The organism is Nocardiopsis ganjiahuensis DSM 45031 (assembly GCF_000341085.1).
GTDB lineage: Bacteria > Actinomycetota > Actinomycetes > Streptosporangiales > Streptosporangiaceae > Nocardiopsis > Nocardiopsis ganjiahuensis.
In genome coordinates this window covers 120,418-144,759 of sequence record NZ_ANBA01000012.1, presented here as the reverse complement: position 1 = coordinate 144,759, position 24,342 = coordinate 120,418, and the positions used below count along the sequence as shown (strand labels likewise).

Below are 24,342 nucleotides of genomic sequence, written 5' to 3'. Positions count from 1 at the left end.
CCCGGGCCGGTGTTACAGCACCGGCCCGGGCACTGTGCTTTTCAGGAGTGCGCGCGGGTGTCCATGGCCCCCGTGCAACGGAGCTGCGCTTCCCGCCGCGCCCGTGTTCGCTAGTTCAGCTCGCCCAGCTCCGGGTCCGGTTCCCGGTCCAGGCGGACCATCGCCCTGAGGTGGAGCGGCCGACCGCGTTCGCCCTCCCACCACCAGAACTCCGCGATCCGGTCCACGAGCCACAGACCCCGCCCACCCGGACTCATCTCACCCGGCTCGCGGTGCACCACTCGGGGCATCAACGCCGGAGCCCGGAACCTGGGCCCCTGGTCCAACACCCCCAGCAGAACGGTGTTGTTGCCGAGGAACTCCATCGAGAGCCCCATCCGCCCGTACTTCTCACTGCTCGCGGTGTGACGCACCGCGTTCGTAGCCAACTCACTGGCCACCAGCCCGACCCAGAACCCACGCCCGCCCTGGAGCCGTTCGTCGCGCGTGAACCACGCCCTGGCCCGCGCCACCCCCTGCTCGTTCCCGTCGGTGTACCGCCACCACGGAGCCGACGACCGCCCCACCCCACCACCAGGCCGCCGAGGCCCCACTATCCGACCACCACACATAACGCCCTCCAGACACCCGTCACAGCAAAGGTTTCCGCGACTCCGGTACACACTCCGTCACTCCCTGCTAGCTTCGATAGTGCCTTGAGATGCATCTCTGCGCAAGGCTCTCCGTGAAAATCTCACGATCGAATTTGCAGATAGTTGTCGTCGGATCCTGAATGCGCGACACTGATGACCTCAGCGGTCCGTATCGGGAGGTGGAGCTTCGTGTCAGTGGGAAGCCCGATGGTGGCGAGGCTCGGCTTGGCCAACTTCCTCAGAGAAGCCAGGGGCAAGCGTTCCTCAGCTGAAGCAGCCGCCGTGGCTGGCTTCAGCAAGGCCACGCTGTCTCGCGTAGAGCGTGGGGAAAGCATCATCTCTCCCGGTGACGCCCGGCTTCTCATGTCCCACTACGGAGTGCCAGAGGAAACGATCGATTCCTTCACCAACCTGGCCTACGCCGCCAAGCAACCCGGCTGGTGGCAGCGCTACAAGTCAGCACTCCCAGACTGGTTGAGCCTGTTTGTCGGCGTGGAGAGCGCCGCACGCCGAATCCGCACCTACGAGTCGGAACTGATCCCAGGCATCCTGCAAGTCCCTGGGTACTCACGAGCCCTCATCATCAAGGACGCCGAGGCCCCGACAGTTGAGGAGCAGATTCAGGACAGGGTCAATCTTCGTCAGCGCAGGCAGGAGAAGCTGGCCGGAGACGAACCCGCGAACCTGATGGCAGTCATCAACGAGTCGGCTCTACATCGCCAGGTAGGCGGCCCTGAAACCCACCGGGAGCAGATGGAGCACCTCTTGGAGATGAGCGCGAGGGAGAATCTCAGCATCCGAGTCCTGCCCTTCACAACAGGTGTCCACGCAGCCAGTTACGGATCATTCGTCCTATTCGACTACTCCGTGGTCAACAAGGACTACGCCCTTGCCTACGTCGAGTACTCGAAGGGAGCCCTCTACCTCGAAGCGGAGGATGAGATCTCCATGCACAGCCGAATCTTCGACAGCTTGTGGCAGGACGCGGCATCCCAGGCTGAAACTGAAGGCCTGATCAAGGACGCGATCCAGCGCATCAAATAGCAATACCGCAGAGAAGATGGATGGTGACATGAAGTCCTTTGAAGACCCCACGACGCCCCCCTGGCACGTCTCCTCCTTCAGCAGCGGGCAGGGTAACTGTGTGGAGGTCGCGGAAGGGCACAATGTCCTGGTCCGCGACACGAAGCACCGCCAGCACGGCCTCCTCTCCTTCACGACACAGGAGTGGACCCACCTCCTGAACACTCTTCAGCGCTGAGGCCAGCGGGTACCCCGATCACTAGCGGGGTACCCACCTCTCCCCCAGGAGGCAGCGCATGCGTTGGTTCAAGTCCAGCTACAGCACCAACGGCGGCGACTGTGTGGAGGTCGCGGAAGGGCACAACGTCCTGATCCGCGACACGAAACACCGCCAGCACGGCCACCTCTCCTTCGACCATCAGGCGTGGGCTCACCTCCTGAACACACTCCAGCGTCGGCGGTAGAAGCCCCTACTGCGTCGGCTCGGCCTTCGGGCGGTTCGGGGTGGTCAACCAGGCCCCGGCCAGCAGAGCCGCTCCGATCACGATCAACGCGATCGCCCACGACCCCACCGGGGCCATGGCCGTCTGACACGAGGACTCCGTCATGCTGAACGTCTCCTCGTAGGCGAACCACCCGAAGGAGGCGGCACCGCTCGGCGAGCTCTGCCACCCCGCTCCGCACGTCCCTCCGGGGACCAGCCCGAGGGTCCCTCCGGGGACCAGCCCGAGGGCCACACCACCGGCGATCAACGCAACAGCCACTGTGCGGACGATCTGAACAGGGGACATGGGGGGATTCTCCTCAACGCAGGGGGTTTCGCCGTCAGGCCGCTCTTCGCAACCTAACGGGTACCACCCCTGGCCGGGATCACCCGGTGGAACGCCGGAACCGGTACCACTTGGGGCGAGTGCGATTCATGGGAAAGCCGAGGCCCTTGGTGGGAGCGTCCTCCACGTCGATCAGCTCCCATCCGGAGAACGCGTCTTCAACCTCTTCCTGAGAGACCCCTTCGACCATGCGCCGGTAGATGGAGGGGCCGAAAGCGAGCATCAGCAGGGTGGCGCCCGGAGCGGCGAGAGCGGTGACGCTCCGCCCATGGGCGACACGCTGAGTCCGGTCGAGGCCCTGGAAGCAGCCGATGTCGACAAAGAGATCAAAGGTGCCGAGGTCGGGGGAGAGGTCGGTGACGTCACCGACGACGTAGTCCACCCCGGCGGGGCCCTTCTCTCGGGCGGCCTCGATCGCCAGCGGAACCAGGTCGACGCCGGTGGTCTCCCAGCCGTGGTCGACGAGCTCGGAGGTGAACTGGCCGCGGCCGCAGCCGATGTCGAGGGCCCGACCAGGAGGACTGGGGCGGTCCTGGGCCTCACGGTCGAGCCAGGAGCGGAGCTGTGCCCCCGCGGCGGGGCCGTAGCGCTCCCAGGGGGTGAAACCAAGCCGGTACATCCGCGCGTAGTTGGTCATGGCTCCACGGTAAATCGGGCCCCGGGAACAGGGAAGGCACCCCGCTCTTATCGAGGAAAGACCTGGTGAGGACAGGGGTCCCGAAGGCGGGCTATTTACTGACCGATCGGTCTGTAATACTGTTCTCGGAGACCCAACGAGGAGAGGACCGTCACGTGTCCGAAGTACTGGAGAGCTACGCACAGGGGTCGTGGTTCACCCCCGCGGACGAGGGCATGCCCCTGGCCGACGCGAACACCGGCGAGACCGTCGCGCGGATCTCGAAGAACGGCCCCGACGTCGCGGCGATGATCGAGTACGCGCGTGAGGTCGGCGGCCCGGCGGTCCGATCCCTGACGTTCCACCAGCGGGCGAACATCCTCAAGGAGGTCGCCAAGCACCTCATGGGGTACAAGGACGAGTTCTACGCCCTCTCCCACCGGACCGGCGCGAACAAGCGCGACACCATGGTCGACGTCGACGGCGGTTTCGGCACGCTGTTCAGCTTCTCCAGCAAGGGCCGCCGCGAGCTCCCCAACTCGACGGTCATCCTGGACGGCCCCCTCGAGCAGCTGAGCAAGGGCGGCACCTTCGTCGCCCAGCACGTGTACACGTCGCGCCCGGGCGTCGCGGTGCAGATCAACGCCTTCAACTTCCCCGTCTGGGGCATGCTGGAGAAGCTCGCTCCGGCCTTCCTGGCCGGGCTCCCGAGCATCGTCAAGCCCGCCGGACAGACCTCCTACCTGACGGTCGCCGTCGTGAAGCGGATGGTCGAGTCGGGCCTGATGCCCGAGGGCTCCATCCAGCTGCTGGTGGGGAGCCACCGGGGGCTGCTCGACAACCTGGGCCCGCAGGACATCGTGGGCTTCACCGGTTCCGCCGCCACCGGCGCCCTGCTGCGCAACCACCCGAACGTGGTCAGCGGCGGCGTCCAGCTGAACGTCGAGGCCGACTCGCTGAACTGCTCGATCCTGGGCCCGGACGTGAAGGCCGAGGACCCCGAGTTCGACCTGTACGTCAAGCAGGTCGTGGCGGAGATGACCGTCAAGGCCGGCCAGAAGTGCACCGCCATCCGCCGGGTCATCGTGCCCTCGTCGATGGCCGACGCGGTCACCGGGGCCCTGAAGGACCGGCTGTCCAAGGTCGTGGTGGGCGCCGCCGACAACCCGGACGCCCGGATGGGCGCGCTGGTCTCGCTGGACCAGCGCGAGGAGGTCCGCAAGGCGGTCAAGGCCCTGCGCACCTCCAGTGAGCTGGTGTTCGGCGACCCGGACACGGTCGAGGTGGTCGGCGCGGACGACGAGTCCGGCGCGTTCATGTCGCCGGTCCTGCTCCGTGCCGCGCCCGGCGCGAAGGAGCCGCACGACATCGAGGCCTTCGGGCCGGTCAGCACGGTCATCACCTACGAGACCGTGAGCGAGGCGGTGGAGCTGGCCGCGCGCGGGCAGGGCAGCCTGGTGGGCTCGCTGGTCACCAACGACGAGGACGTCGCCCGCGAGGTCGTCCTGGGCACCGCCCCCTGGCACGGCCGCATCCTGGTGCTCAACCGGGACGACGCCAAGGAGTCCACGGGCCACGGCTCCCCGCTTCCGGTGCTGGTGCACGGCGGTCCCGGCCGCGCGGGCGGCGGCGAGGAGATGGGCGGTGTGCGCGGGGTCAAGCACCACATGCAGCGCACCGCCGTCCAGGGTTCCCCGGACATGCTCACCGCGATCACCGGCCAGTGGACCACCGGCTCGCGACGCAGCGTGGATGACGTGCACCCGTTCCGCAAGGACCTGACGCAGCTGCGGATCGGCGACACCATCGAGTCGGCCGAGCGCGCGGTGACCCGCGCGGACATCGACCACTTCGCCGAGTTCACCGGGGACACGTTCTACGCGCACACCGACGAGGAGGCAGCCGCCGCCAACCCGCTGTTCGGCGGGATCGTGGCGCACGGCTACCTGGTGGTGTCGCTGGCCGCCGGCCTGTTCGTCGACCCGGCCCCGGGGCCGGTGCTCGCCAACTTCGGCGTGGACCACCTGCGCTTCCTCACCCCGGTGAAGGAGGACGCGGTCATCAAGGTGACGCTGACCGCCAAGCAGATCACCCCGCGCACCAACGCCGAGTACGGCGAGGTCCGCTGGGACGCGGTCGTCACCGACCAGGACGGCGAGGCCGTGGCGACCTACGACGTCCTCACCCTGGTGGCCAAGGGCGAGGAGTAGACACGTGGCTTCGTCGACCTGCCGATTCGTCGACATGACGATGAGGCGACAGGTCGATCGGGCGACATGAGGGCGGGCGGTGCCCCCGGTCCACGGACCGGGGGCACCGTCGTGTCCGGCCGGGCGCCGGGGCCGCTCAGAGCAGGTCGCTGACGTCCCACTCGGTGAACACGTTCTCGGCGTCCACCGTGCGCAGGGCGCCGCCATCCTCGGTGAACGCCAGGGGGGCCGGGCCCTCCGGTTTGGCCATGGTGGCGACACGCTGCCCGGAGGGCGCGTGCCAGACGTTGACCGCCCCTTCGGGCCCGGACGCGGCGGCCAGGGTGCCGTCCGGGCTGATCGCGACCGAGTCCACGGCGCCGTCTCCCGTGGCCCGGGGGAGCGGCTCGGCGGTGTCGTCCCCGGTGTTCCAGCGGAAGACCGCCGTGCCGATGGCGAAGACCACCGCTCCGCCGTCCGGGCCGACCGCCACCGCGGTGACCCCCTCATCCGTGTCCGACACCCGGCCGGAGCCGCCCGGGGTCCCGTCCGGGCCCTCGCCGGTGGGCAGGGCCTCGGCCTCCCGGACCTGCTCCGGACTGACGTACAGGTTCTGTCCGGCGGAGGGGTCGTCCTCCTCCAACGACACCACCCGGATGTTGTTGTCGTCCCCCAGGTCGGCGGCGCTGGCGACGTACTCGCCCTCCCGGTCCACGGCCACGGCGTCGACCTCCGTGGGCACCCTCAGACCGTTCGGGTTCCGGTGGACGTACTGGGGCCCGTCCCCGCCGAAGCTGGGGCCGAAGGTGCCGTCACCGGTGCCGACCACCGGACGGTGGCCGCCGGAGTCGAGGGCCACGGCCGTGTACCCCTCGTCGTCGATCCCGGACGACAAGGCGGGATCGTTGTCGGCCGACCGGTTGACCAGCGAGGACCCGTCCTCGTAGACCGTGCCCCAGTACCAGGGGCTGTCAGCGACGGCGAGACGCCGGGGAGTCTCCCGAGACCTGTTGTTACCGAACGTGTGCACCTGGAGCGCGGAGGGCAGGGAGACGAAGTGCACCGGCTCCATCTCCTCCGGTGGTACCCACGCGAAGACCTCGCCCGACAGCGAGATCCCACGGACCACCTCCTCCTCGAACGCGACGTCGAGGGGGTTCGCCTCGACCGGCTCCAGGACGCTGAGCGTGAACTCGGGGTACTCGGGTTCGGTCGCGTCCGACTCCGGTGCGTCGCCGAGGGTGACGGTCGCCGCCACCGCGACCGAGGCCGCCACCGCCAGCGCCCCGCCTCCGAGCAGGACCGTCCGTCGCCGCCGGCCCCGCCCGGCCGAGCCTTCCTCACCCGCGCTCCGATCCGCCGAAGCCCCGTCCCCGGAAACCCCGACCCCCGTGTCCAGGGCCGAGCGCTCCTGCGAGGGCTCCGCCAGGAGCCCGGTCTCCCGCTCGCTGTCGGCGACCATCCGCTCGACCGGGCCGCCCTGCTCCCAGCGCACCAGCTCCGGGGCACCGCCCAGGGAACGCACGGACGCCCGGGCGGTCGGACGCTGTGCGGGGTCCTTGGCCAGCAGCGCCGCCAACGGTTCGCGCAGCCCTTCCTCCACGCGCCCCAGATCCGGTTCCCGGTCCACGATCCGGTGGATGACCGCGGCCTGCGGCGCGGTGCCGAAGGGCGGCTCGCCGGTGGCAGCGAAGACCAGGACGGACCCCAGGGAGAACACGTCGCTGGGCGCGGTCGCCGAGCCGCCCATCGCCTGTTCGGGTGAGACGTAGGCCAGGGTCCCGAACCCCCGGGCCGTGTGAGTGGCCTCCACCGTGTCGAGGGCCTTGGCGATCCCGAAGTCGATCACGCGCGGCCCGTCGGCGGCGAGCACGACGTTGCCCGGTTTGAGGTCGCGGTGGACCAGCCCCGCTTCGTGGATGCCGGCCAGTGCCTCGGCGAGGGCCGCGGCCAGCCCTCGGAGTTCCTTCCCCCGGAGCGGCCCTCCCGCGGTCACCGCCTGGCGCAGGGTCGGGCCGGGGAGGTACTCGGTGGCCAGCCACGGCACCTCGGCTTCGGGGTCGGCGTCCAGCACCGAAGCGGTGAAGGCCCCGCTGACCAGCCGCGCCGCCTGCGCCTCGCGGGCGAAACGGGACCGGAACCCCTCCTCACCCGCCAGGTGGGGGTGGACCACCTTGAGCGCCACCCTCCGGTGGCCCGGGGTCCTCGCCAGGTAGACGCGGCCCATACCGCCCGCGCCCAACCGCCCCAGGAGCCGGTAGCCGCCGATCTCCCGGGGGTCGTCCTCGCCGAGCCGGTCCATGTCCGTGCGCTCCCCTCCCGGCCCCTCAGGCCCGTTCCCATACGTACAGGCGACCGGGGCCCTCCGCCTCACCGTCCTCGTCGAACCCTCGTTCCACACTCACCAGAACACCGCCGTCCGCGGAGAGGGCGAGGTACAGGGTCTCCTCCGCCGAAGCCGCGGTGTCCTCACCCGCGGTGGCGAGCACCGGGCCCAGCGGGGCCCGGGCGTCGAGGTCGACGGCGATGGGCGCCTCACCGTGGGCCCACAGCAGCATCGTCCCCGTGGCCCCGTCCACGATGCCCGCTGCGGCGGACCCCAGCCCGTGGTCGAACCCGCCCAGGGCCTCTCCTGTCCTGGCGTCCCACATCCGCAGCCCCGCACCACCGGCGGCCGCCAGCAGACTCGTTCCCGGCTGGAAGTCGACGCTCCGGAACGAAGGGCCCTCTCCGACCTCGATGACGGCCTTCTGCTCCCCTTCCACGGTCCACACCTCGATCTCCGCCTTCTGCCCGCTGTTCTCCTCCGCGCCCTGGAGCAGGGCGGTCCTCCCGTCCCGGAGGAAGGCGACCAGCGAACCGTCGGAACTGACCGCCAGGTCCTCCCCGCCGGTGGGCGCGATGGCGCTGACCCGCGTACCGCTCCGGACGTCCCACAGTCCGGTGCCGCCCCAGACACTGGTGACGACGAGTCGGCCGTCGGGGGTGAAGGCGGTGTCCCCGCCTTTGGCACCCACCGCTGTCTCCATCAGGGTCCGCCCGTCCGCCGCGTCCAGGATGAGGACCGGATCCCGGTTGTCCTCGGGCTCTCTCAGGCGTGACACCGCGTCCGAGCCGTGGACGGCCAGGAAGGCGCCGTCGGGGGAGACGGAGATCCCGCCCGGGGCCGCCTGCTCGCTGGTGAAAAGGGACTCGCCGCTCCTGCTGTCCACGGCGAGCACCGGTGTCTCCGGGCCCTTGAGGTAGACGGTCCCGCCGTCGGGGGAGAGCGCCAGGCCCTCGAACGAGGGCAGGTCGATCTCGTGCTCCGCGACCAGGGTGTAGTCGGGGGTATCGCCGGTACCGGGCCACAGCCGGGGCAGAAGGTAGGCGGCCGCCACCACCAGCGCCAGCGCGACGGCCGCGCCGACGACCCACCCCGTCCTGGTCCGGGACCGCATCAGGCGGGGGGCCGACCGACGCTCGCTGACCGGCGCCGGGACAACGTGGTCCTGGCCGGGGAGAGGCGGGGTCGGCTCGAGTCCGGGTTCGGGTTCGGTGCCGGGGATCCGGGTCTCACCTTCGAAGGCCCTGGCCAACTGTCCACGAGCCCACGACTCGCGCTCGCTGATCAGGTCGGACACCGCCCGGGGCAGCGGCGCGGGGCCTCCCGTGGCGTCGGTGGCGCCCAGCTCCACGAGCAGTTCGCCCACGGCGGGGCGGTCCCCGGGTGCCGTGCTGAGGCAGGCCGCCAGGAGCGCGCGTGTTCGGGGCTCGATCCCCGCCAGGTCGGGCGGCTCGCGCAGCACACGGCGCAGGATCGCCGCCACCGGCCCCCCGCCGTAGGGGTGGCGCCCGGTGGCGGCGAAGGCGAGCACACCGCCGAGGGCGAAGACGTCCCCGGCCGGCCCGGCCTCCCCGCCCTCCAGAACCTCCGGCGGAAGATAGCCGGGGGTGCCCACCGCCTGCCCGGTGTCCGTCAGCGCGGTGGCGTCCTCGGCCCGGGCCAGCCCGAAGTCGATGATCCTCGGCCCCGCCGCTGACAGCAGCACGTTCGCGGGCTTGAGGTCCCGGTGGGTCGTCCCCGCACCGTGGATCGAGAGCAGGGCCTCGGCCAGCCCCGCGCCCACCGTGCGGACCGAACCCGTGGGCAGCGGGCCGGCCGCCGCGACCGCCTCGGCGATGCTGGGGCCCGCGACGAACGCCGTGGCCAGCCAGGGCACGCGGGCTTCGGCGTCGGCGTCCAGGACCGGTGCGGTGAAGGCCCCGCCGACCCGTGCGGCGGCCTCGGCCTCGCGGGCGAAACGGCGCCGGAACTCCGGGTCCTCCGCGAGGTGGGGGTGCACGGTCTTGACGGCCACCGCCCGTCCTCCCGCCGAACGGGCCAGGTACACCTCGCCCATCCCCCCGGAGCCCAACCTGCTGACCAACTGGTACTCACCCAGCCAACCGAGGACTCCCGGCACTCCCACCCTGCCTCCCGCAACCCGTCACGCTCGTCTCGTACCTCGCGGTTCAGGGCGGGGCGAAGCGAAAAGACCCTACCAACCACGCGAAACACCGCCCCGGGGCAGGCCCCGGGCACAGCTCTCCCTGCCATGCTGACTCTCGGACACAGTGCTGGCTCTCGGACGAAGGGGCACCATGCGGGAGCGCGACCGGAGGATCAGGCCGAGGCGCACCACGAAGCTGCGGGTGGTGGAGGACTTCGCCGCGCCGCCGGAGCGGGTGTTCGCTCTGATCCAGAGCGAGGAGGGCTTCCTGGACGCCATGCCGCCCGGGGTGGAGGTGCTGAGCTGGCCCGAGCGCTTCGGCCGGGACGAGGTCCTGGACCTGCGCTGGGGCGCGGCCGGGGTCTTCCCGGTGCGGTGGACCGCCGTCATCGACGCCTACGAGGAGGGCCGCTCCTTCAGCGACCTCCAGGTGCGCGGCCCGTTCCGGTACTGGCGGCACACCCACACGGTCGAGCCGCACGGCACCGGCACCCGGCACACGGATCTCGTGGAGATCAGCACCGGACTGGGCCCGGCGGGCGACCTCGCCGCCGCCGTCGGTCTCCGGGGCGCCTTCGGCCCCAGGTTGAAGCGCATGCGCGCATCCCTGGAGAGCGATCGGACATGAGAAGCGCCCCGGGGGTGCCGACTCCCCCGGGGCGCCCGTTCCCGTCCCGGCTCAGAGGCGGGCGATGGCCCCGGCCGGGTTCTCCATGGCGTCGGCGACGACGCGCATGAAGCCCGCCGCCGCGCCGCCGTCGCAGACGCGGTGGTCGAAGGCGAAGGACAGCTGGGTGATCTTGCGGACCGTCAGCTCGCCGTCCACCACCCAGGGGCGGTCGATGATCCGGCCGATGCCGAGGATCGCGACCTGCGGGTGGTTGATGATCGCGGCGCTGCCGTCCACGCGGAGCGAACCGAAGTTGTTCAGCGTGAACGTGCCCCCGGTGAGCTGCGCGGGGGTCGCCTTCCCCTCGCGGGCCAGCCGGGTGAGCCCCTTGATCTCGGTGTCCAGCTCGGCTGTGGTGAGCTTGTGGGCGCCCATCACGGCCGGGGCGACCAGGCCGCGGTCGGTCTGGACGGCCAGCCCGAGGTTGACGCCGTCGTACTGGACGAGCTCCTCGCGCTCGGTGTCCACCAGGCCGTTGAGCTCCGGGTAGGCGTGCAGGCCCGCGAGCACGAACCGTGCCACGTAGGCGAGCAGGCCCGGTCCCTCCGGGTCCGACCGGCGCAGGCGCACCAGTTCGGTGGCGTCCACGTCCACCCACACGGTGGCCTCGGGGATCTCGCTGCGGCTGCGCGAGAGCGAGGCGGCCACAGCCTTGCGGAAGGTGCCCATCGGAACCCGCCGGGACTCGGTGAGCCCGGTGCGGGTGTCGACGGCGCCCGGCTCCACGGAGGACGGCGCCGCGGGGGCCGGGGGAGCCTCGGCCGGGGGAGTGGGGACCGCGATCGGGGCGGACGGGGCCGGAGCGGTGTTGGCACCGGCCGCCTCGATCGCGGAGCGTACGTCGCGGCGGGTGATGAGGCCACCCGGTCCGCTTCCCTCGATGTCGGCCACGCGCAGCCCGGCCTCGCGGGCCAGCTGGCGGACCAGGGGAGAGGTGACCAGCGGGACCCGGCGCGCCGGAGCCGCCTGGATCGGGGTCACCGGAGCAGGCGGAGCGGACGGCTGGGCGCCGCGCGCCGGGGGGCGGCTGCGCGGACGGCGGCGGCGACCGGAGCCCGTGGACTCGGGGGTGCCGTAGCCGATCAGGACGTTGCCCGAACCCGAACCCGCGCGCTCCTCCTCGCGGTAGCGCTCACCCGCGGCGTCGGACCCGGCCGCCGGAGCGGCTTCGGCGGGCGCGGCGGCCTCCGGGGCGCCGCTCTCGACAGTGCCGCTCTCAACAGTGCTGCTCTCAACACTGATCAGGGGTTTGCCGACCGCCATGACCTCGCCCTCCTCGCCGTGCAGGACGCTGACCGTCCCGGCGAAGGGCGAGGGGACCTCGACGATGGACTTGGCGGTCTCCACCTCGGCGACGGGCTGGTCGAGGGTGACGGTGTCGCCGACGGCGACCAGCCACTTCACGACCTCGGCCTCGGTGAGGCCCTCCCCCAGGTCGGGGAGGTCGAAGGTCTGGGTCGTCACTGGTCCTCCCACTGCAGGTCGTCGACGGCGTCGAGGATGCGGTCCACGCCGGGCAGCTGGAAGCGCTCCAGCTTGGGCGGGGGGAAGGGGATGTCGAAGCCGGTGACGCGGCGGACCGGGGCGGCCAAGGAATGGAAGCAGCGTTCGGTCACGCGGGCCACGATCTCCGAGGCGACGCTGGCGTACCCGCTGGCCTCGGCGACCACCACGGCGCGGCCGGTGGACCGGACGGCGGCGCAGACGGTCTCGTCGTCGAAGGGCACGACCGAGCGCACGTCCACGACCTGGAGGCTGCGGCCCTCCTGAGCGGCGGCCTCGGCGGCCTCCAGCGCGGTGGACACGGACGGCCCGTAGGCGATGAGGGTGGCGTCGGTGCCCTCACGGCGGACCACGGCCTTGCCGATCCCGGGGACGGGGCGGTCGAAGTCCACCTCCTCCTTGGCCCAGTAGAGCTTCTTGGGCTCCATGAAGACCACGGGGTCGGGGGAGGCGATGGCCTCGCGCAGCAGGTAGTACGCGTCCTCGGGGGTGGCCGGGGTGACGACCTTCAGGCCCGGGGTGTGCGCGTAGTAGGCCTCGGAGGAGTCGCAGTGGTGCTCGACGCCGCCGATGCCGCCCGCGAAGGGAACCCGGATGACCATCGGCAGGCCGACCTTGCCGCGGGTGCGGTTGCGGGTCTTCGCGACATGGCTGGCGATCTGTTCGAAGGCCGGATAGGCGAAGGCGTCGAACTGCATCTCGACCACCGGGCGCATGCCGTTCATCGCCATGCCCACGGCCATGCCCACGATGCCGGACTCGGCGAGCGGGGTGTCGAAACAGCGGTCCTCGCCGAACTCGGCGGTCAGGCCGTCGGTGATGCGGAAGACACCGCCGAGCGGGCCGACGTCCTCGCCGAAGACGTAGACGGAGGGATCCTCCGCGAGGGAGTCGCGCAGCGCCCGGTTGAGCGCCTGCGCCATGGAGAGCTTCTCGGTCGCCATGTTCAGTTGCCCTCTCTGCTCAGTTCGTCGGCCAGGAAGGCGGCCTGCTCGGTCAGCTGCGGGGTGGGTTCGGCGAACACGTGCCTGAACAGCTCGGCGCCGTCGGGCTCGATGTCGCGGTTGACGCCCTCGCGCATGTGGGCGGCGACCTGCTCCGCCTTCTCGGTGATCTCCGCCTGCCGGGCCTTGGTGAGCACCCGCTTCTTCTTCAGGTAGGTCTCCATGCGCAGCAGCGGGTCGCGGGCCACCCACGGGTCGACCTCGTCCTCGCTGCGGTAGCGGGAGGCGTCGTCGGCGTTGGTGTGCGCCTGCATCCGGTAGGTGTGCGCCTCGACCAGCTGCGGGCCCTCGCCGGAGCGGGCGGCCTCGACGGCGCGCGCCAGGACGGCGAGGACGGCGGCGGCGTCGTTGCCGTCCACGCGCTCGCCGTTGACGCCGTAGCCGACGCCCTTGTGAGCGAGGGAGGGGGCCGCGCTCTGCTTGGCCAGGGGCACCGAGATCGCGTACTCGTTGTTCTGCACGAAGAACACGACCGGCGCCTTGAAGACGGCGGCGAAGTTCAGGGCCTCGTGGAAGTCGCCCTCGCTGGTGGCTCCGTCGCCGCACAGCGCCATGACCACGGTGTCCTCGCCGCGCAGACGGGCCGCGTGGGCGACGCCGACGCCGTGCAGGAGCTGGGTGGCCAGCGGGGTGGCCTGGGGGGCGACGTTGTGGGCGTAGGGGTCGTAGCCCGCGTGCCAGTCGCCCTTGAGGAGGGTGAGGACCTCGACGGGGTCGACACCGCGTGCGATGACGGCGGCGGTGTCGCGGTAGGTCGGGAAGAGCCAGTCGCCGTCGGCCAGCGCGAGCGCGGCGCCGGTCTGGCAGGCCTCCTGGCCGTGGGAGGAGGGGTAGACGGCGAGCCGGCCCTGGCGGACGAGGGCGCTGGCCTGGTCGTTGACCCGACGGCCGATCACCAGGGAGGTGTAGGCCTCGAGGAGGCGCTGGGAGTCGGGCATCCGCAGGTCGGTGTCATCGACCGGGGTTCCGGACTCGTCGAGCAGCTGGATCGGCTGCTCGGAGGGGAGAAGGCCCTGGTGTTCAGCCATGCCGCAACCTCCTGGTTCACGGAAGATATGTACAGAGACATGGTGCTGTTTCCGACCATCTGTTCGCTACAAACCGGGAGAAATCGAGAAAATGTCGCGAGAGTTCCGGCGTTTTAAAGCATTTTGTCCATACATGTGACCCAGGACACCGCTCGCGGTGGACATGTGGCCGGGGACTCAGGGCCGCGTGACCTCCGCCCCACGTGTCGACCTGTCTCCCTGTCCACATGGCGACTCACCGGCGAACCGACCTCCGGCAGGGCCCCGCGCCACCGCCCGGGTGTCCGGGCGTCGTTAGCATGTACCGGTGTCGCGAGCGGCCTGACCTGCGCGGCGCTGGGCGCACACCACACCACACCACCGGAACACCAGGGGGAACCAGACCGTGAGCGACGAGCGCGAGAACCTGAGCTACGAGCTCTTCGGCACCGCGATGCGTGACATGGCCCAGGCGATCGCCGACGACGGGTACGAGCCCGACATCATCCTGTCCATCGCCCGGGGCGGGCTCTTCGTCGCCGGAGGCCTGGGATACGCCCTCGACGTCAAGAACCTGCACGTCATGAACGTGGAGTTCTACACCGGTGTGGGCACCACGCTGGACATGCCCGTCATGCTGCCGCCGGTACCCAACGTGGTCGACCTGAGCAAGAAGAAGGTCCTGGTCGCCGACGACGTCGCCGACACCGGCAAGACGCTCAAACTGGTGCACGACTTCTGCGCCGAGCACACCGCCGAGGTGCGCAGCGCGGTCATCTACGAGAAGCCGCAGTCACTGGTCAAGTGCGAGTACGTGTGGAAGCACACCGACCGCTGGATCAACTTCCCGTGGTCCGTGGAGCCTCCCGTGGTGCACCGCGAGGACCAGGTGCGCGACGCCTGATCCCCGCGGACGGCACCGGCCGCCTCAGCGGGCGGTGCCGGTCCTCCCCGGCTCCGGGTCCGCGGACTCGGAGCCGTCGTCGTTCCCGGGGCCGGGTGGGCGTTCCGGGAGCGCGCGGAAGAGGATCCGCAGCATGGCGCCCACCATCACCGCGCCCAGCAGGAGCATGCCGACGGCGGCCGGGAGCTGGAAGGGTCCGGGCAGGTGCAGCGGGAGGTGCCAGGAGGGGTGGTCCGCCCCGGCCAGGATCCCGATCAGCGAGGCCGTGCCCTGGTAGAGCGGCAGCCAGAAGGTCAGCCCCAGCACCGCCAGCGCGGCACCGGACCGGCTCGACAGGGTGTCGAGGTTGCGTTCGAGGCGGGTGAACAGCGCCCATTCCTCTTCGTCCCCGGCTTCCCCGACCGCCCCCTCGGAGCGCTCCTGCCCGGTCTGCTCCACACTCCTCCCGGCCGTGGCGTCCCAGCCCCAGCGCAGGGTGCCGAGCAGCTCCGGGCCGCGGGTCTCCAGCCTGCGGTAGGCCACCCGGCCCAGTCCCCAGCCCAGCAGCAGCCCCTCGACCACCCCGAAGGCGATCGCCGCCCAGACGATGTCCTGGTTTCCGGAGAACACTCCCAGACCGGTGAGGGCGGCGGGTGGGGCGGAGCAGACCAGCAGCAGCGGGAAGAGCACCGTGAACTGACCCGAGGGGTCTCCGGAGGCCAGCGGGCTGCCGCCGTGCCGGTGCGGCTCCGGTCCGGGCGCGGGCCACAGGACCGCGAACAGCACGCTCAGCCCCGCACCCGCGCCGACCAGCGCGGGGAGCACCGCCGCCACCCAGGGCCAGGCCCAGTCCTGCCCGGTGAACACGATGCCGCCCACCGTCACCAGGACGGAGATCGGGACGAACACCAGCAGCCAGGTGATCTGGCGGCCGCGCACGTCCCTGCGCTCGGCCCCCGGGGACAGCAGGGTCTGCCACAGCGCGCTGCCGTCCAGGGCGTACACGTTCAGCGACATCAGGGCTGCCAGGGCGACCATGATCAGGCCGGCCAGCGGGATCATGAAGGTCATCCCCACCGACAGGCCCATCGCGCAGACCAGCACACCCGTCCACAGGGCCACGCGCAGTTCCAGGGCGCGCCGGGGGTCCTTGCCCCAGGTCCGCAGTTCGCGGGCGATCACGGCGCCCGTCGGCCCGGAGGGAAGGAACCGCTGGAGCACGTGGGTGACTCCGCGTCCGCCCCGCGCCGAACCGGTCGTCGGGCTGCTCACCCGGCGGCGGACGAGGACACCCCACACGGCGAGCAGGACCAGCGCGAACGCGAGCAGGCCGAGCAGCGCGCCGAGGGCCGACAGCGGGGAGCCCTCCCCGGCCGCCCGTACCGCGAACACGCCCCAGCCCGAGGGCAGCGCGAGCGCGACCGTCGAGTAGGGGGCGGACACACCCTCGTTCCACAGCATCGCGAACACGTCCGTGTGCTGGGAGACCGCCTGGTGGACCATGAAGACCGAGAACCCGGCGGCCAGGACCGCAGCGCTCTGGATCGCGCTGATCTCGATCCCGATCCGGGTCCGCATCGCGGCGCCGATCATCGCGGTGAACACGCGGGAGCAGAGCACGATCACGACCACTGTGAGCGGCACCGCGACCAGCGCCACCAGCGCCGCGAGCAGGCCGAAGCGGATGGCCAGGGTGAACAGGGACAGGGACGCCACCGCCGTGACGGGGACCGTGACCCCCACGAAGGACGAGGCGAGCAGGCCGGCCATGAGCGTGCGCAGCGGTACGGGTTCGAGGGCGAAGTACTCCGGCCGCAGGGACTCGTCGCCGCCGCTGCCGCTCGAGGGACCAACCACCCAGCACACCAGCCACACACCGAGGACGGTCGCGAGCAGGCCGACCACCGACTCCGGCGGGGCCAGGACCGACACCAGGACGGTGAGGACCGCCAGGACCAGGCCGACCGCACCGCCGACGAGCCTGCGGGTGCTGGATCCGTTGCGCAGGATCGCCAGCTTCATCCGGACCATCACGCCAACCATGCGAACCCCTTCACCGGCTCGGGGGCGCCGACGAGGTCCACGAAGGCCTCCTCCAGCCCCGCGTGCCCTCCCCGGACCTCCTCCGTGGTGCCCGAGGCGAGCACCCGTCCCCGGGCGATGACCCCGACGTGGTCGCAGACCTGCTCCACGAGCGCCATGACGTGGCTGGAGATGACGACCGAACCGCCGCCGTCGGTGAAGGTGCGCAGGATCCCCTTGATCACGGTGGCCGAGACGGGGTCGACCGCCTCGAAGGGCTCGTCCAGGACCAGCAGCCGGGGGGCGTGGACCAGCGCACCGGCCAGCCCGATCTTCTTCCGCATGCCCGCCGAGTACTCGATGATCAGCGTGTTCTCGGCCTCGTCCAGGCCGAGCCCGGCCAGCAGGTCGTCGACCCGCTCCCCGACCTGTCCGCGGTCCAGGCCGCGCAGCTGTGCCAGGTAGGTGAGCAGTTCACGACCGGTGAGGCGCTCGGGCATCGCCATGCCGTCGGGCAGGACACCGATCATCGACTTCGCCCGGAGCGGGTCGGACCACACGTCCGCGCCGAAGACCCTGGCCCCGCCGCTGTCCGGCCGCAGCAGGCCGACCGCCATGGTCAGCGAGGTGGTCTTGCCCGCGCCGTTGGGTCCGACCAGTCCGTAGAAGGAACCGCTGGGGACCGTCAGGTCGACGTGGTCGACCGCCTGCTTGGCGCCGAATCTCTTGCAGAGGCCGTAGAGCTCGAATGCGGGGGGTCGGGGGGTCATGCGCACCTCGGGGGGTCGTGTCCGCTCGCGTCCTGTACACACGACGCTAGTGAGGCAGCACCTCGCGCGGTGTCCTCCAGCAGGGCGGCGAACCGGGCTCGCCGTCCTCCGTTCGGAGGACAGGCGGGGCGCGGGGGCTCGGCCGCCCCGCGCACGGCGGCGCTCCCGGTCCGCTTCCCGGGACCGGCCCCGGCAGGCGCTGACCGGGGATCGGGTGGGCTCCTGGGCTGATGTTTCACGTGAAACATCCCCTGTCCCGCCACCGGGCCCGTCACCCCAGGAGAGGGCTGCCCGCCGACCTGTCGCCCTGTCGACGAGACGACCTGTCGCCGTGTCGACAAGGCGGTCTGTCGACAGCATTCGTCCAGGAAGCGCCCTCCGAGCGCGCGGACGGCGGGGTTCGCAGCCGGAGGACCGCAGGCGGTCGCCGGCACCCGGGCTCCGGGGCGGACGCGCCGCGGGACCTACACGAAGTTCGCTCTCGGCAAGGTTTCGGTAATCCATGAGTCACTGAACGCCACCATGGGCAGGGGGCTGGGGTAGGGAACGTGACCGAGAGCAGGAGGACCAGTCACATGACCGACGTATCCGGCCAGGCGTCCGCGCCCGGCGACGAGCGCCCGGTACTCACGAATCGCCAGGGACACCCCGTCTACGACAACCAGAACCAGCGCACGGTGGGCGAGCGGGGGCCCGCCACCCTGGAGAACTACCAGTTCCTGGAGAAGATCAGCCACTTCGACCGTGAGCGCATCCCCGAGCGGGTGGTGCACGCCCGGGGGGTGACCGCCTTCGGGTACTTCGAGTCCTACGGCAAGTGGGGCGACGAGCCCGTCGACCGGTACACGCGCGCCAAGTTGTTCCAGGGCGCGGGCAAGCGCACCGACATCGCGCTGCGGTTCTCCACGGTGATCGGCGGACGCGACTCCTCCGAGTGCGCACGGGACCCGCGGGGCTTCGCCATCAAGTTCTACACCGAGGACGGCAACTGGGACCTGGTGGGCAACAACCTCGCGGTGTTCTTCATCCGCGACGCCATCAAGTTCCCGGACGTGATCCACGCCCTGAAGCCGGACCCGGTGACGTTCCGGCAGGAGCCCAACCGGATCTTCGACTTCATGTCCCAGACGCCCGAGTGCATGCACATGCTCGTCAACCTCTTCAGCCCCCGGGGTATCCCCGCGGACTACCGCCACCAGCAGGGGTTCGGCGTCAACACCTACAAGTGGGTCAACGAGGCGGGCGAGAGCGTCCTGGTCAAGTACACGTGGATGCCCAAGCAGGGCGTGCGCAGCATGACCGAGGCCGACGCCGCACGGATCCAGGCGACCGAGACCGGGCACGCCACCAAGGACCTGCACGAGGCCATCGACCGCGGAGACCACCCCGAGTGGGAACTGCTGGTGCAGATGATGAGCGACGAGGAACACCCCGAGCTCGACTTCGACCCCCTGGACGACACCAAGACCTGGCCCGAGCAGGACTTCCCGCCCAAGCCCGTGGGCCGCATCGTGCTGGACCGCAACGTCTCGGACAACTTCGCCGAGAACGAGCAGATCTCCTTCGGGACGGGTGTGCTCGTCGACGGGCTGGACTTCTCCGACGACAAGATGCTGGTCGGCCGCACCTTCTCCTACAGCGACACCCAGCGGTACCGGGTGGGGCCCAACTACCTGCAGCTGCCGGTCAACCAGGCCAAGAACGCGTCCGTGCGCACGAACCAGCGCGACGGTCTGATGGCCTACCACCAGGACGTCGGGGGCGAGAACCCGCACGTCAACTACGAGCCGTCCATCACCGGCGGCCTGCGGGAGGGTCAGTACCCCACCCATGACGAGCAGGGACCCGAGATCAGGGGGCGGCTCACCCGCAAGCGCATCAGCCGCACCAACGACTACAAGCAGGCGGGGCAGCGGTACCTGCTGATGGAGCAGTGGGAGCGCGACGACCTCGTGCACAACTTCACGGACCTGCTCTCCCAGTGCGACCGCGCCATCCAGGAGCGCATGGTCTGGCACTTCCTCCTGGTCGAGGACGAGCTGGGACTGCGGGTCGGCAAGGGCCTGGGGATCGGCCCCGGTGACGTGGCGCACCTGGAGCCGTTGCAGAGCCAGGACCTGACGGACGAGGACCGGGAGCGCCTGGCCGACCTGGGAGCGAACGGCCCGAGGGACGTCTCCGGGCTGACCATGACCCACTGCGTGCCCAACGAGCGCCACAAGGTCGAGCACTGAACCGGCCTCCCGAGGCGTGGTCCGGCCACGGCCCCTGCGAGGGGCCGTGGCCGGCCCGCGTTCGTCAGCGCCTCGACGGAGTGAAGCGGGCGCAGACGAGGCCGAGGGCGATCATGCCCACTGCCAGGACGAGGTGCAGCCAGTTGTCGGCGTCGTTGAGCGGGACGAAGTTCGCCGCGCTGTCCAGGTCGATCACCAGACCGTACAGCCACAGCAGGAGGTAGACCACGCCACCCCCGATGAGGAAGGCCCTGGCCGCTCCGGCGGTGCGGGACATCGCGAGACCCGCGACGCCGAAGGCCAGGTGGACCAGGTTGTGCAGGACCGAGACCTGGAAGATCCCCAGGAGGTAGGTCTCCGAGTGGTGGCTGGCGAACTGGATCTGGTCCACGCCGGTGGTCAGTCCGGGGATGAACCCCATCACGCCCACCAGCAGGAAGACGATGCCGACGATGAGTGCGGCGAGACGGAGCGGACTGGCCGTCAGACCGCTTGACTGCGGAGCCGTGCTGCCATCGGACATGGTGTGCCTCCAGAGTGTGATCGCTTTCGTTTCTCCCGCTCACACCAACCGCAGGAGCCCTCAACAGCGCGACTACCCAGGACGAGGAATATCACTCGATGTAGTCGAAACATCTTGTCGACAGAGGGACAGGGCGACAGGTCGCCGAAACGAGCTGCCGCCCTGCCTGGAGAAGGCGCCCCCGCTTGCCGGGGGCGCCTGTCTCATGTGTCGCCACTCGCCGGGGACCGGATCGGTCAGTCGACGAGGCGGGAGAGCTCCACCCGGGAGCGGATCCCGAGCTTGCTGTAGATGTTGCGCAGGTGGTGGTCGACCGTCCGCGTGCTCAGGAAGAGCCGCGCCGCGACCTCCCGGTTGGTGGCCCCGCCCGCCACGTGCCGGGCGATGCGCAGCTGCTGCGGACTGAGCAGGTCCGTCCCGCTCTCCTCGCGCACCGCCGTGCTGCCGCGTGCGGCCCGGAGCTCCTCCCGGGCCTGGCGGGCCCACGGCGCGGCTCCCAGCCGGTCGAAGACCTCCATCGCGGTGTACAGGTGCTCGCGTGCCCGTCCCGGGTGCCGGGCACGGCGCAGGTGCCCGCCGTACAGCAGCCGGGTGCGGGCCTCCTCGAAGTCGCAGTACCCGGAGGCGTGCAGGTCGAGCGCGCTCTCGAAGAACCCGCTCGCCTCCTCTCCCTCGCAGAGCAGCCCCCGGCAGCGCATCACCTGTGCCCGGGCGGTGTCCTGACCGGTCGCCTCCGCCCAACTGGCGAAGGTCTCCACCGCCCCCTGGACCCGTACCCCGGCCCCGCCGCGCACCGACGCCTCCACCAGGTGCGGGGTGATGAGCAGCCGCACCGCCGCGTGGCCGCTGCCCGGACCGGAACGGGCCAGGGCGCGCAGGCGCATCGCGGCCTCCGCCGTCCGGCCGGCCCCGAGGTCGAGCAGGGCCAGCGCCCAGGCGGCCAGTCCGGCGGGCAGGCCGACGTCGTGTTCCCCGGCCATGGCCAGGGCGGTGCCGGCGTGCTCGCGGCACGCGTCCTCCTCACCGCGGACCGCGGCGACGAAGGCGAGCGCGCCCCGGTGGTGGCTCGCACAGTTGTCCTGCCCGGACTCCAGCGCCGTGCGGAGCCCTTCGGCGGCGCTCTCCTCGGCCAGCGAGAGGCGGCCGAACCACATCTCCGCGTAGGTGAGGAACTCCAGGGCCTGGGGGACCAGGGTGAGCGCCCCCGTCCGGCGGGCCACCGCCGCGGCGCGCCCGGCCAGGGCCCGGGTGCGCACGTGGTCGCCGCGGAGCAGGCCCGCGATCCCGCCCAGTACGAGCGCCTGCGGGTCACCGATCCGGTCCGCGGTGTCCTCGGCCCGGCCCAGGAGCACGGCGCCCTCGCGGTGGCGCCCCTGGAACATGGCGGCCTTGCCGGTCATGTAGTCGAGGACGAGCCGGTTCCAGGGCCGGTCCGCGCCGCCGTTCCCGGCCCCGTCCTCCTCGGTGACGCCGGCCATGAGCGCGCGGGCGCGTTCGGCGGTGGCGAAGAAGCGTTCGTGGTCGCCGGACAGACAGCTGGCCTCGCCGGCCTGGAGCAGGACCCGCAGCGCCGCGCCGGGTTCGTCCCGGGAGAGCCGGCCGACGGTGGAGCCGAGGCGTTGGAAGGCGTCGATGGCCACGCCCGAACGCAGGTCCATCTCGGCGCGGAGCAGGTCCGCGTGGTCCTGGGGCGAGTGCACGCGTTCGAGGACGCGTCGGGCCCGGACCGCGTCTCCCGAGAGCCAGGCGGAGCGGGCCGCGTCGATCAGGCGCAGGCCCCGGAGGTCGGGGTCCGGGGTGAGCCGGGCGGCGTGTTCGTGGAGCAGGGAGGCGGGGGCGTGCCCGCTCCGTTCCACGGCACGGCGCGCCTCCTGGTGGAGCGCGGAGGCCAGCTGTTCGTCGGGAGCGCTCCCGGCCAGGGCCCTGTGCCAGACGGCGCGTCCGGTGTCGTGGCCCGCCTCGTGGGCGCGGGCCAGGTCCAGGTGGACGGAGCGCCGTTCGGCGGGGGAGGCGCGGTGGTAGCAGGCGGAACGGGCCAAGGGGTGGGTGAAGACGACCCGGGCCCCCTGCTCGCCGACCAGCCCGGCGCGCCGCGCCGGCTCCAGGGGGTCGGAGCCGGGGTCCGCCCCGGTCGGCGGAGGCGCAGCGGGGTCGGCGGCGAGCCGGAGCAGGCCGAGCCGGGTGTCCTCGGGGAACGCGGAGAGGATCTCGGCGAAGGCGTCGGTGAGTTCGCCCCGGGAGCGCGGCGGCTGTTCCAGGGCGACGGCCCCGGAACGCTGTTCGGGTGCGGTCCCGTCCAGTAGTTCGAGGGCGGCGCGGGGGTTGCCCTCGGCCGCCGCGGCGAGCGCCGCCGCCACGGGGCCGGCCGGTCTCCCGGTGTCCTGCCCGTCGGCTCCCCCTCCTCCGCCCCGCTCCCAGGACGGGGCCGCCCCGGCGAGCAGGCGCAGGAGGGCCTCCTCGGGCAGGGGCCGCAGGCGGAGCACGGGGATCCCGGTGAGCCGGGCCGGGTCACCGTCCCGGGCGCTGAGCAGGACCACCGCCCCGTCGTGCGTGAGTCTTCGGGCGGCGAAGGCCACGGCCTCCCGGGAAGGCCGGTCGAGCAGGTGGAAGTCGTCCACGCAGAGCAGGAGCGGGCTTTCTCCGGCGACCTCGGCGAGCAGCCCCAGGACCGCGTTGGCCAGGGGGAAGGCCTCACCCGGGGTTCCCGTCTCCAGGGCCCGGGAGAGCGCGTCGCGCTGGGCGCCCGGCAGCCGCGGAAGGTAGGGGAGCGCGGGCCGGAGGAGCTGGTGCAGCCCGGCCAGGGGCAGCCGTCCCTCGCCGGGGGCGGCACGGGCGCGGAGCACGGTGAAGTCGCGGGCCTGCGCCGCGGCGTGTTCGAGCAGGGCGGTCCTGCCCGCGCCGGGCGGGCCCGTCACGAGCAGGCCCCCGCTGCGTCCTGAGCGGGCGGCTTCGAGCAGGTGTCGGACGGAGCGCAGTTCGTGGTCGCGCCCGTACAGGGGCGCTGTGCGTGTGAGCGGGTTCACGCTGATCACCCCCATAAGTTACTCGCCGGTTAAAGCCGAGTAAAGAGACCGGCTATTCAGCCGATGCGCCCGGTGTGAGCCGGGGCACACAATCGAGGTTCCCGCTTCCCCCACCCCCCGGAGCTCACATGAGACGCCTGACCTCACTCCTGTGCGGACTCGTCCTCGCCCTCACCGCGGTCCTCCAGGCCGCCCCCGCCACCGCCCACTCCCACACCCCCGTCGTCTTCGTCCACGGCTTCATGGGTAAGGGCGGCCAGTGGAACGACATGCGTGCCGCCCTCGTCGACTCCGGATACCCCGCGGACCGGCTGCACGTCTTCTCCTACGACTGGGCCCGCTCCAACACCACCATCGCCGGGCAGCTCGCCGACCACGTCGAGGGCGTACGGCAGCAGCACGGCGCCGACCGGGTGCACCTGGTGACCCACTCGATGGGCGGCCTGTCCTCGCGGTACTACATCAAGAACCTCGGCGGCACGGAGACCGTCGACCAGTGGATCTCCATCGGCGGCCCCAACAACGGGACCAACATCGCCAACATGTGCCCGTCCCTGATGACGCCCTGCAAGGAGATGCGGCACGGGTCGAACTTCCTGAGCGACCTCAACAGCGGCGACCCGACGCCCGGGTCGGTCGGCTACACGACCCTGCGCTCTCCCTGCGACATCGTCATCTCGCCCACGGACAGCACGTCCCTGCCGGGGGCGAACAACATCCGGACCGGATGCGTCGAGCACATCTCGATGATGTGGAACCGCGGGGTCATCGACCACGTCCGCGGCGTCGTCGGCTGACCCGCTTCCAGCCGAGGAACCGCCCTGTCGACGTGTCGACCCGCCCGGGTCGACACGTCGACACAAGGACAGGGCGACAGGTCGTCGAAACGATCTGCCGCCCTGACTGGAGGAGGCGCCCCCGCCTGCCGGGGGCGCCTGCCT

At 71.3% G+C, this 24,342-nt stretch carries 20 protein-coding genes; 8 read left to right on the top strand and 12 right to left on the bottom strand.

The window, feature by feature from the left end:
• Positions 1-110: 110 nt before the first annotated feature.
• Positions 111-566: an ATP-binding protein gene (locus D458_RS0117865; protein ID WP_239647990.1), complete on the bottom strand. Its 456-nt coding sequence runs from the start codon at positions 564-566 to the stop codon at positions 111-113.
• A gap of 219 nt (positions 567-785) precedes the next feature.
• Between D458_RS0117865 and D458_RS33690 the strand changes: the two genes are divergently transcribed.
• Genes D458_RS33690 through D458_RS35110 form a run of 3 tightly spaced genes read left to right on the top strand, consistent with a single transcriptional unit; the run spans position 786 to position 2,119 of the window.
• Positions 786-1,676, top strand: coding sequence for a helix-turn-helix domain-containing protein (locus D458_RS33690; protein ID WP_083936349.1), 891 nt, complete (start codon positions 786-788; stop codon positions 1,674-1,676).
• Positions 1,677-1,704: 28 nt separating this feature from the next.
• Positions 1,705-1,893 carry a DUF397 domain-containing protein gene (locus D458_RS0117855; RefSeq protein ID WP_017588118.1) on the top strand — a complete coding sequence of 63 codons (189 nt, stop codon included), beginning with the start codon at positions 1,705-1,707 and terminating at the stop codon, positions 1,891-1,893.
• A gap of 58 nt (positions 1,894-1,951) precedes the next feature.
• Positions 1,952-2,119 carry a DUF397 domain-containing protein gene (locus D458_RS35110; protein WP_017588117.1) on the top strand — a complete coding sequence of 56 codons (168 nt, stop codon included), beginning with the start codon at positions 1,952-1,954 and terminating at the stop codon, positions 2,117-2,119.
• Between the two features lie 6 nt (positions 2,120-2,125).
• Here D458_RS35110 and D458_RS0117845 read toward each other — a convergent pair whose 3' ends face one another.
• Positions 2,126-2,446: a hypothetical protein gene (locus D458_RS0117845; protein ID WP_017588116.1), complete on the bottom strand. Its 321-nt coding sequence runs from the start codon at positions 2,444-2,446 to the stop codon at positions 2,126-2,128.
• Between the two features lie 79 nt (positions 2,447-2,525).
• Positions 2,526-3,122 carry a class I SAM-dependent methyltransferase gene (locus D458_RS0117840; protein ID WP_017588115.1) on the bottom strand — a complete coding sequence of 199 codons (597 nt, stop codon included), beginning with the start codon at positions 3,120-3,122 and terminating at the stop codon, positions 2,526-2,528.
• A 155-nt stretch (positions 3,123-3,277) separates the two neighbouring features.
• Here D458_RS0117840 and paaZ point away from each other — a divergent pair, with 155 nt between their 5' ends.
• Positions 3,278-5,311: a phenylacetic acid degradation bifunctional protein PaaZ gene (paaZ, locus tag D458_RS0117835; RefSeq protein ID WP_017588114.1), complete on the top strand. Its 2,034-nt coding sequence runs from the start codon at positions 3,278-3,280 to the stop codon at positions 5,309-5,311.
• Between the two features lie 136 nt (positions 5,312-5,447).
• On the opposite strand, the gene D458_RS37235 is transcribed toward paaZ, so the two are convergent.
• Positions 5,448-7,592, bottom strand: coding sequence for a WD40 repeat domain-containing serine/threonine protein kinase (locus D458_RS37235; RefSeq protein WP_051049713.1), 2,145 nt, complete (start codon positions 7,590-7,592; stop codon positions 5,448-5,450).
• Between the two features lie 25 nt (positions 7,593-7,617).
• Entirely contained in the window at positions 7,618-9,741 is a 2,124-nt protein-coding gene (locus D458_RS37230) for a WD40 repeat domain-containing serine/threonine protein kinase (RefSeq protein WP_152521162.1), read from the bottom strand.
• A gap of 172 nt (positions 9,742-9,913) precedes the next feature.
• Between D458_RS37230 and D458_RS0117820 the strand changes: the two genes are divergently transcribed.
• Positions 9,914-10,390, top strand: a complete 477-nt coding sequence (locus D458_RS0117820; protein ID WP_017588112.1) for an SRPBCC family protein — start codon at positions 9,914-9,916, stop codon at positions 10,388-10,390.
• Positions 10,391-10,441: 51 nt separating this feature from the next.
• On the opposite strand, the gene D458_RS0117815 is transcribed toward D458_RS0117820, so the two are convergent.
• The 3 genes from D458_RS0117815 to pdhA are packed head-to-tail and all read right to left on the bottom strand — an operon-like array spanning position 10,442 to position 13,967.
• Positions 10,442-11,896, bottom strand: a complete 1,455-nt coding sequence (locus tag D458_RS0117815; RefSeq protein WP_017588111.1) for a dihydrolipoamide acetyltransferase family protein — start codon at positions 11,894-11,896, stop codon at positions 10,442-10,444.
• Positions 11,893-12,879 (bottom strand): alpha-ketoacid dehydrogenase subunit beta, encoded by a 987-nt coding sequence (locus tag D458_RS0117810; RefSeq protein WP_017588110.1) that lies wholly within the window; start codon positions 12,877-12,879, stop codon positions 11,893-11,895. The genes D458_RS0117815 and D458_RS0117810 overlap by 4 nt, the downstream gene beginning before the upstream one ends.
• Before the next feature lie 2 nt (positions 12,880-12,881).
• A complete protein-coding gene (gene pdhA / locus D458_RS0117805; RefSeq protein WP_017588109.1) occupies positions 12,882-13,967 on the bottom strand; it encodes a pyruvate dehydrogenase (acetyl-transferring) E1 component subunit alpha in 1,086 nt (361 codons plus the stop codon).
• Positions 13,968-14,352: 385 nt separating this feature from the next.
• Between pdhA and D458_RS0117800 the strand changes: the two genes are divergently transcribed.
• On the top strand, positions 14,353-14,850 hold the full coding sequence (locus D458_RS0117800; protein WP_017588108.1) for a phosphoribosyltransferase: 498 nt from the start codon (positions 14,353-14,355) through the stop codon (positions 14,848-14,850).
• A 24-nt stretch (positions 14,851-14,874) separates the two neighbouring features.
• Here the strand turns inward: D458_RS0117800 and D458_RS0117795 are convergent, their stop codons facing one another.
• Both D458_RS0117795 and D458_RS0117790 read right to left on the bottom strand, forming a co-directional pair.
• Complete coding sequence (locus D458_RS0117795; RefSeq protein WP_239647989.1) at positions 14,875-16,872, bottom strand: hypothetical protein; 1,998 nt, start codon at positions 16,870-16,872, stop codon at positions 14,875-14,877.
• Complete coding sequence (locus D458_RS0117790; protein WP_017588106.1) at positions 16,860-17,621, bottom strand: ABC transporter ATP-binding protein; 762 nt, start codon at positions 17,619-17,621, stop codon at positions 16,860-16,862. The genes D458_RS0117795 and D458_RS0117790 overlap by 13 nt, the downstream gene beginning before the upstream one ends.
• Positions 17,622-18,196: 575 nt before the next feature.
• Here D458_RS0117790 and D458_RS0117785 point away from each other — a divergent pair.
• Entirely contained in the window at positions 18,197-19,855 is a 1,659-nt protein-coding gene (locus D458_RS0117785; RefSeq protein WP_017588105.1) for a catalase, read from the top strand.
• Between the two features lie 64 nt (positions 19,856-19,919).
• Here the strand turns inward: D458_RS0117785 and D458_RS0117780 are convergent, their stop codons facing one another.
• Complete coding sequence (locus tag D458_RS0117780) at positions 19,920-20,378, bottom strand: DUF4383 domain-containing protein (protein ID WP_017588104.1); 459 nt, start codon at positions 20,376-20,378, stop codon at positions 19,920-19,922.
• Between the two features lie 236 nt (positions 20,379-20,614).
• Positions 20,615-23,416: an AAA family ATPase gene (locus D458_RS0117775; RefSeq protein WP_017588103.1), complete on the bottom strand. Its 2,802-nt coding sequence runs from the start codon at positions 23,414-23,416 to the stop codon at positions 20,615-20,617.
• Positions 23,417-23,529: 113 nt separating this feature from the next.
• On the opposite strand from D458_RS0117775, the gene D458_RS0117770 reads away from it, so the two are divergent.
• A complete protein-coding gene (locus D458_RS0117770) occupies positions 23,530-24,198 on the top strand; it encodes an esterase/lipase family protein (RefSeq protein ID WP_017588102.1) in 669 nt (222 codons plus the stop codon).
• The last annotated feature ends 144 nt before the right edge of the window (positions 24,199-24,342 follow it).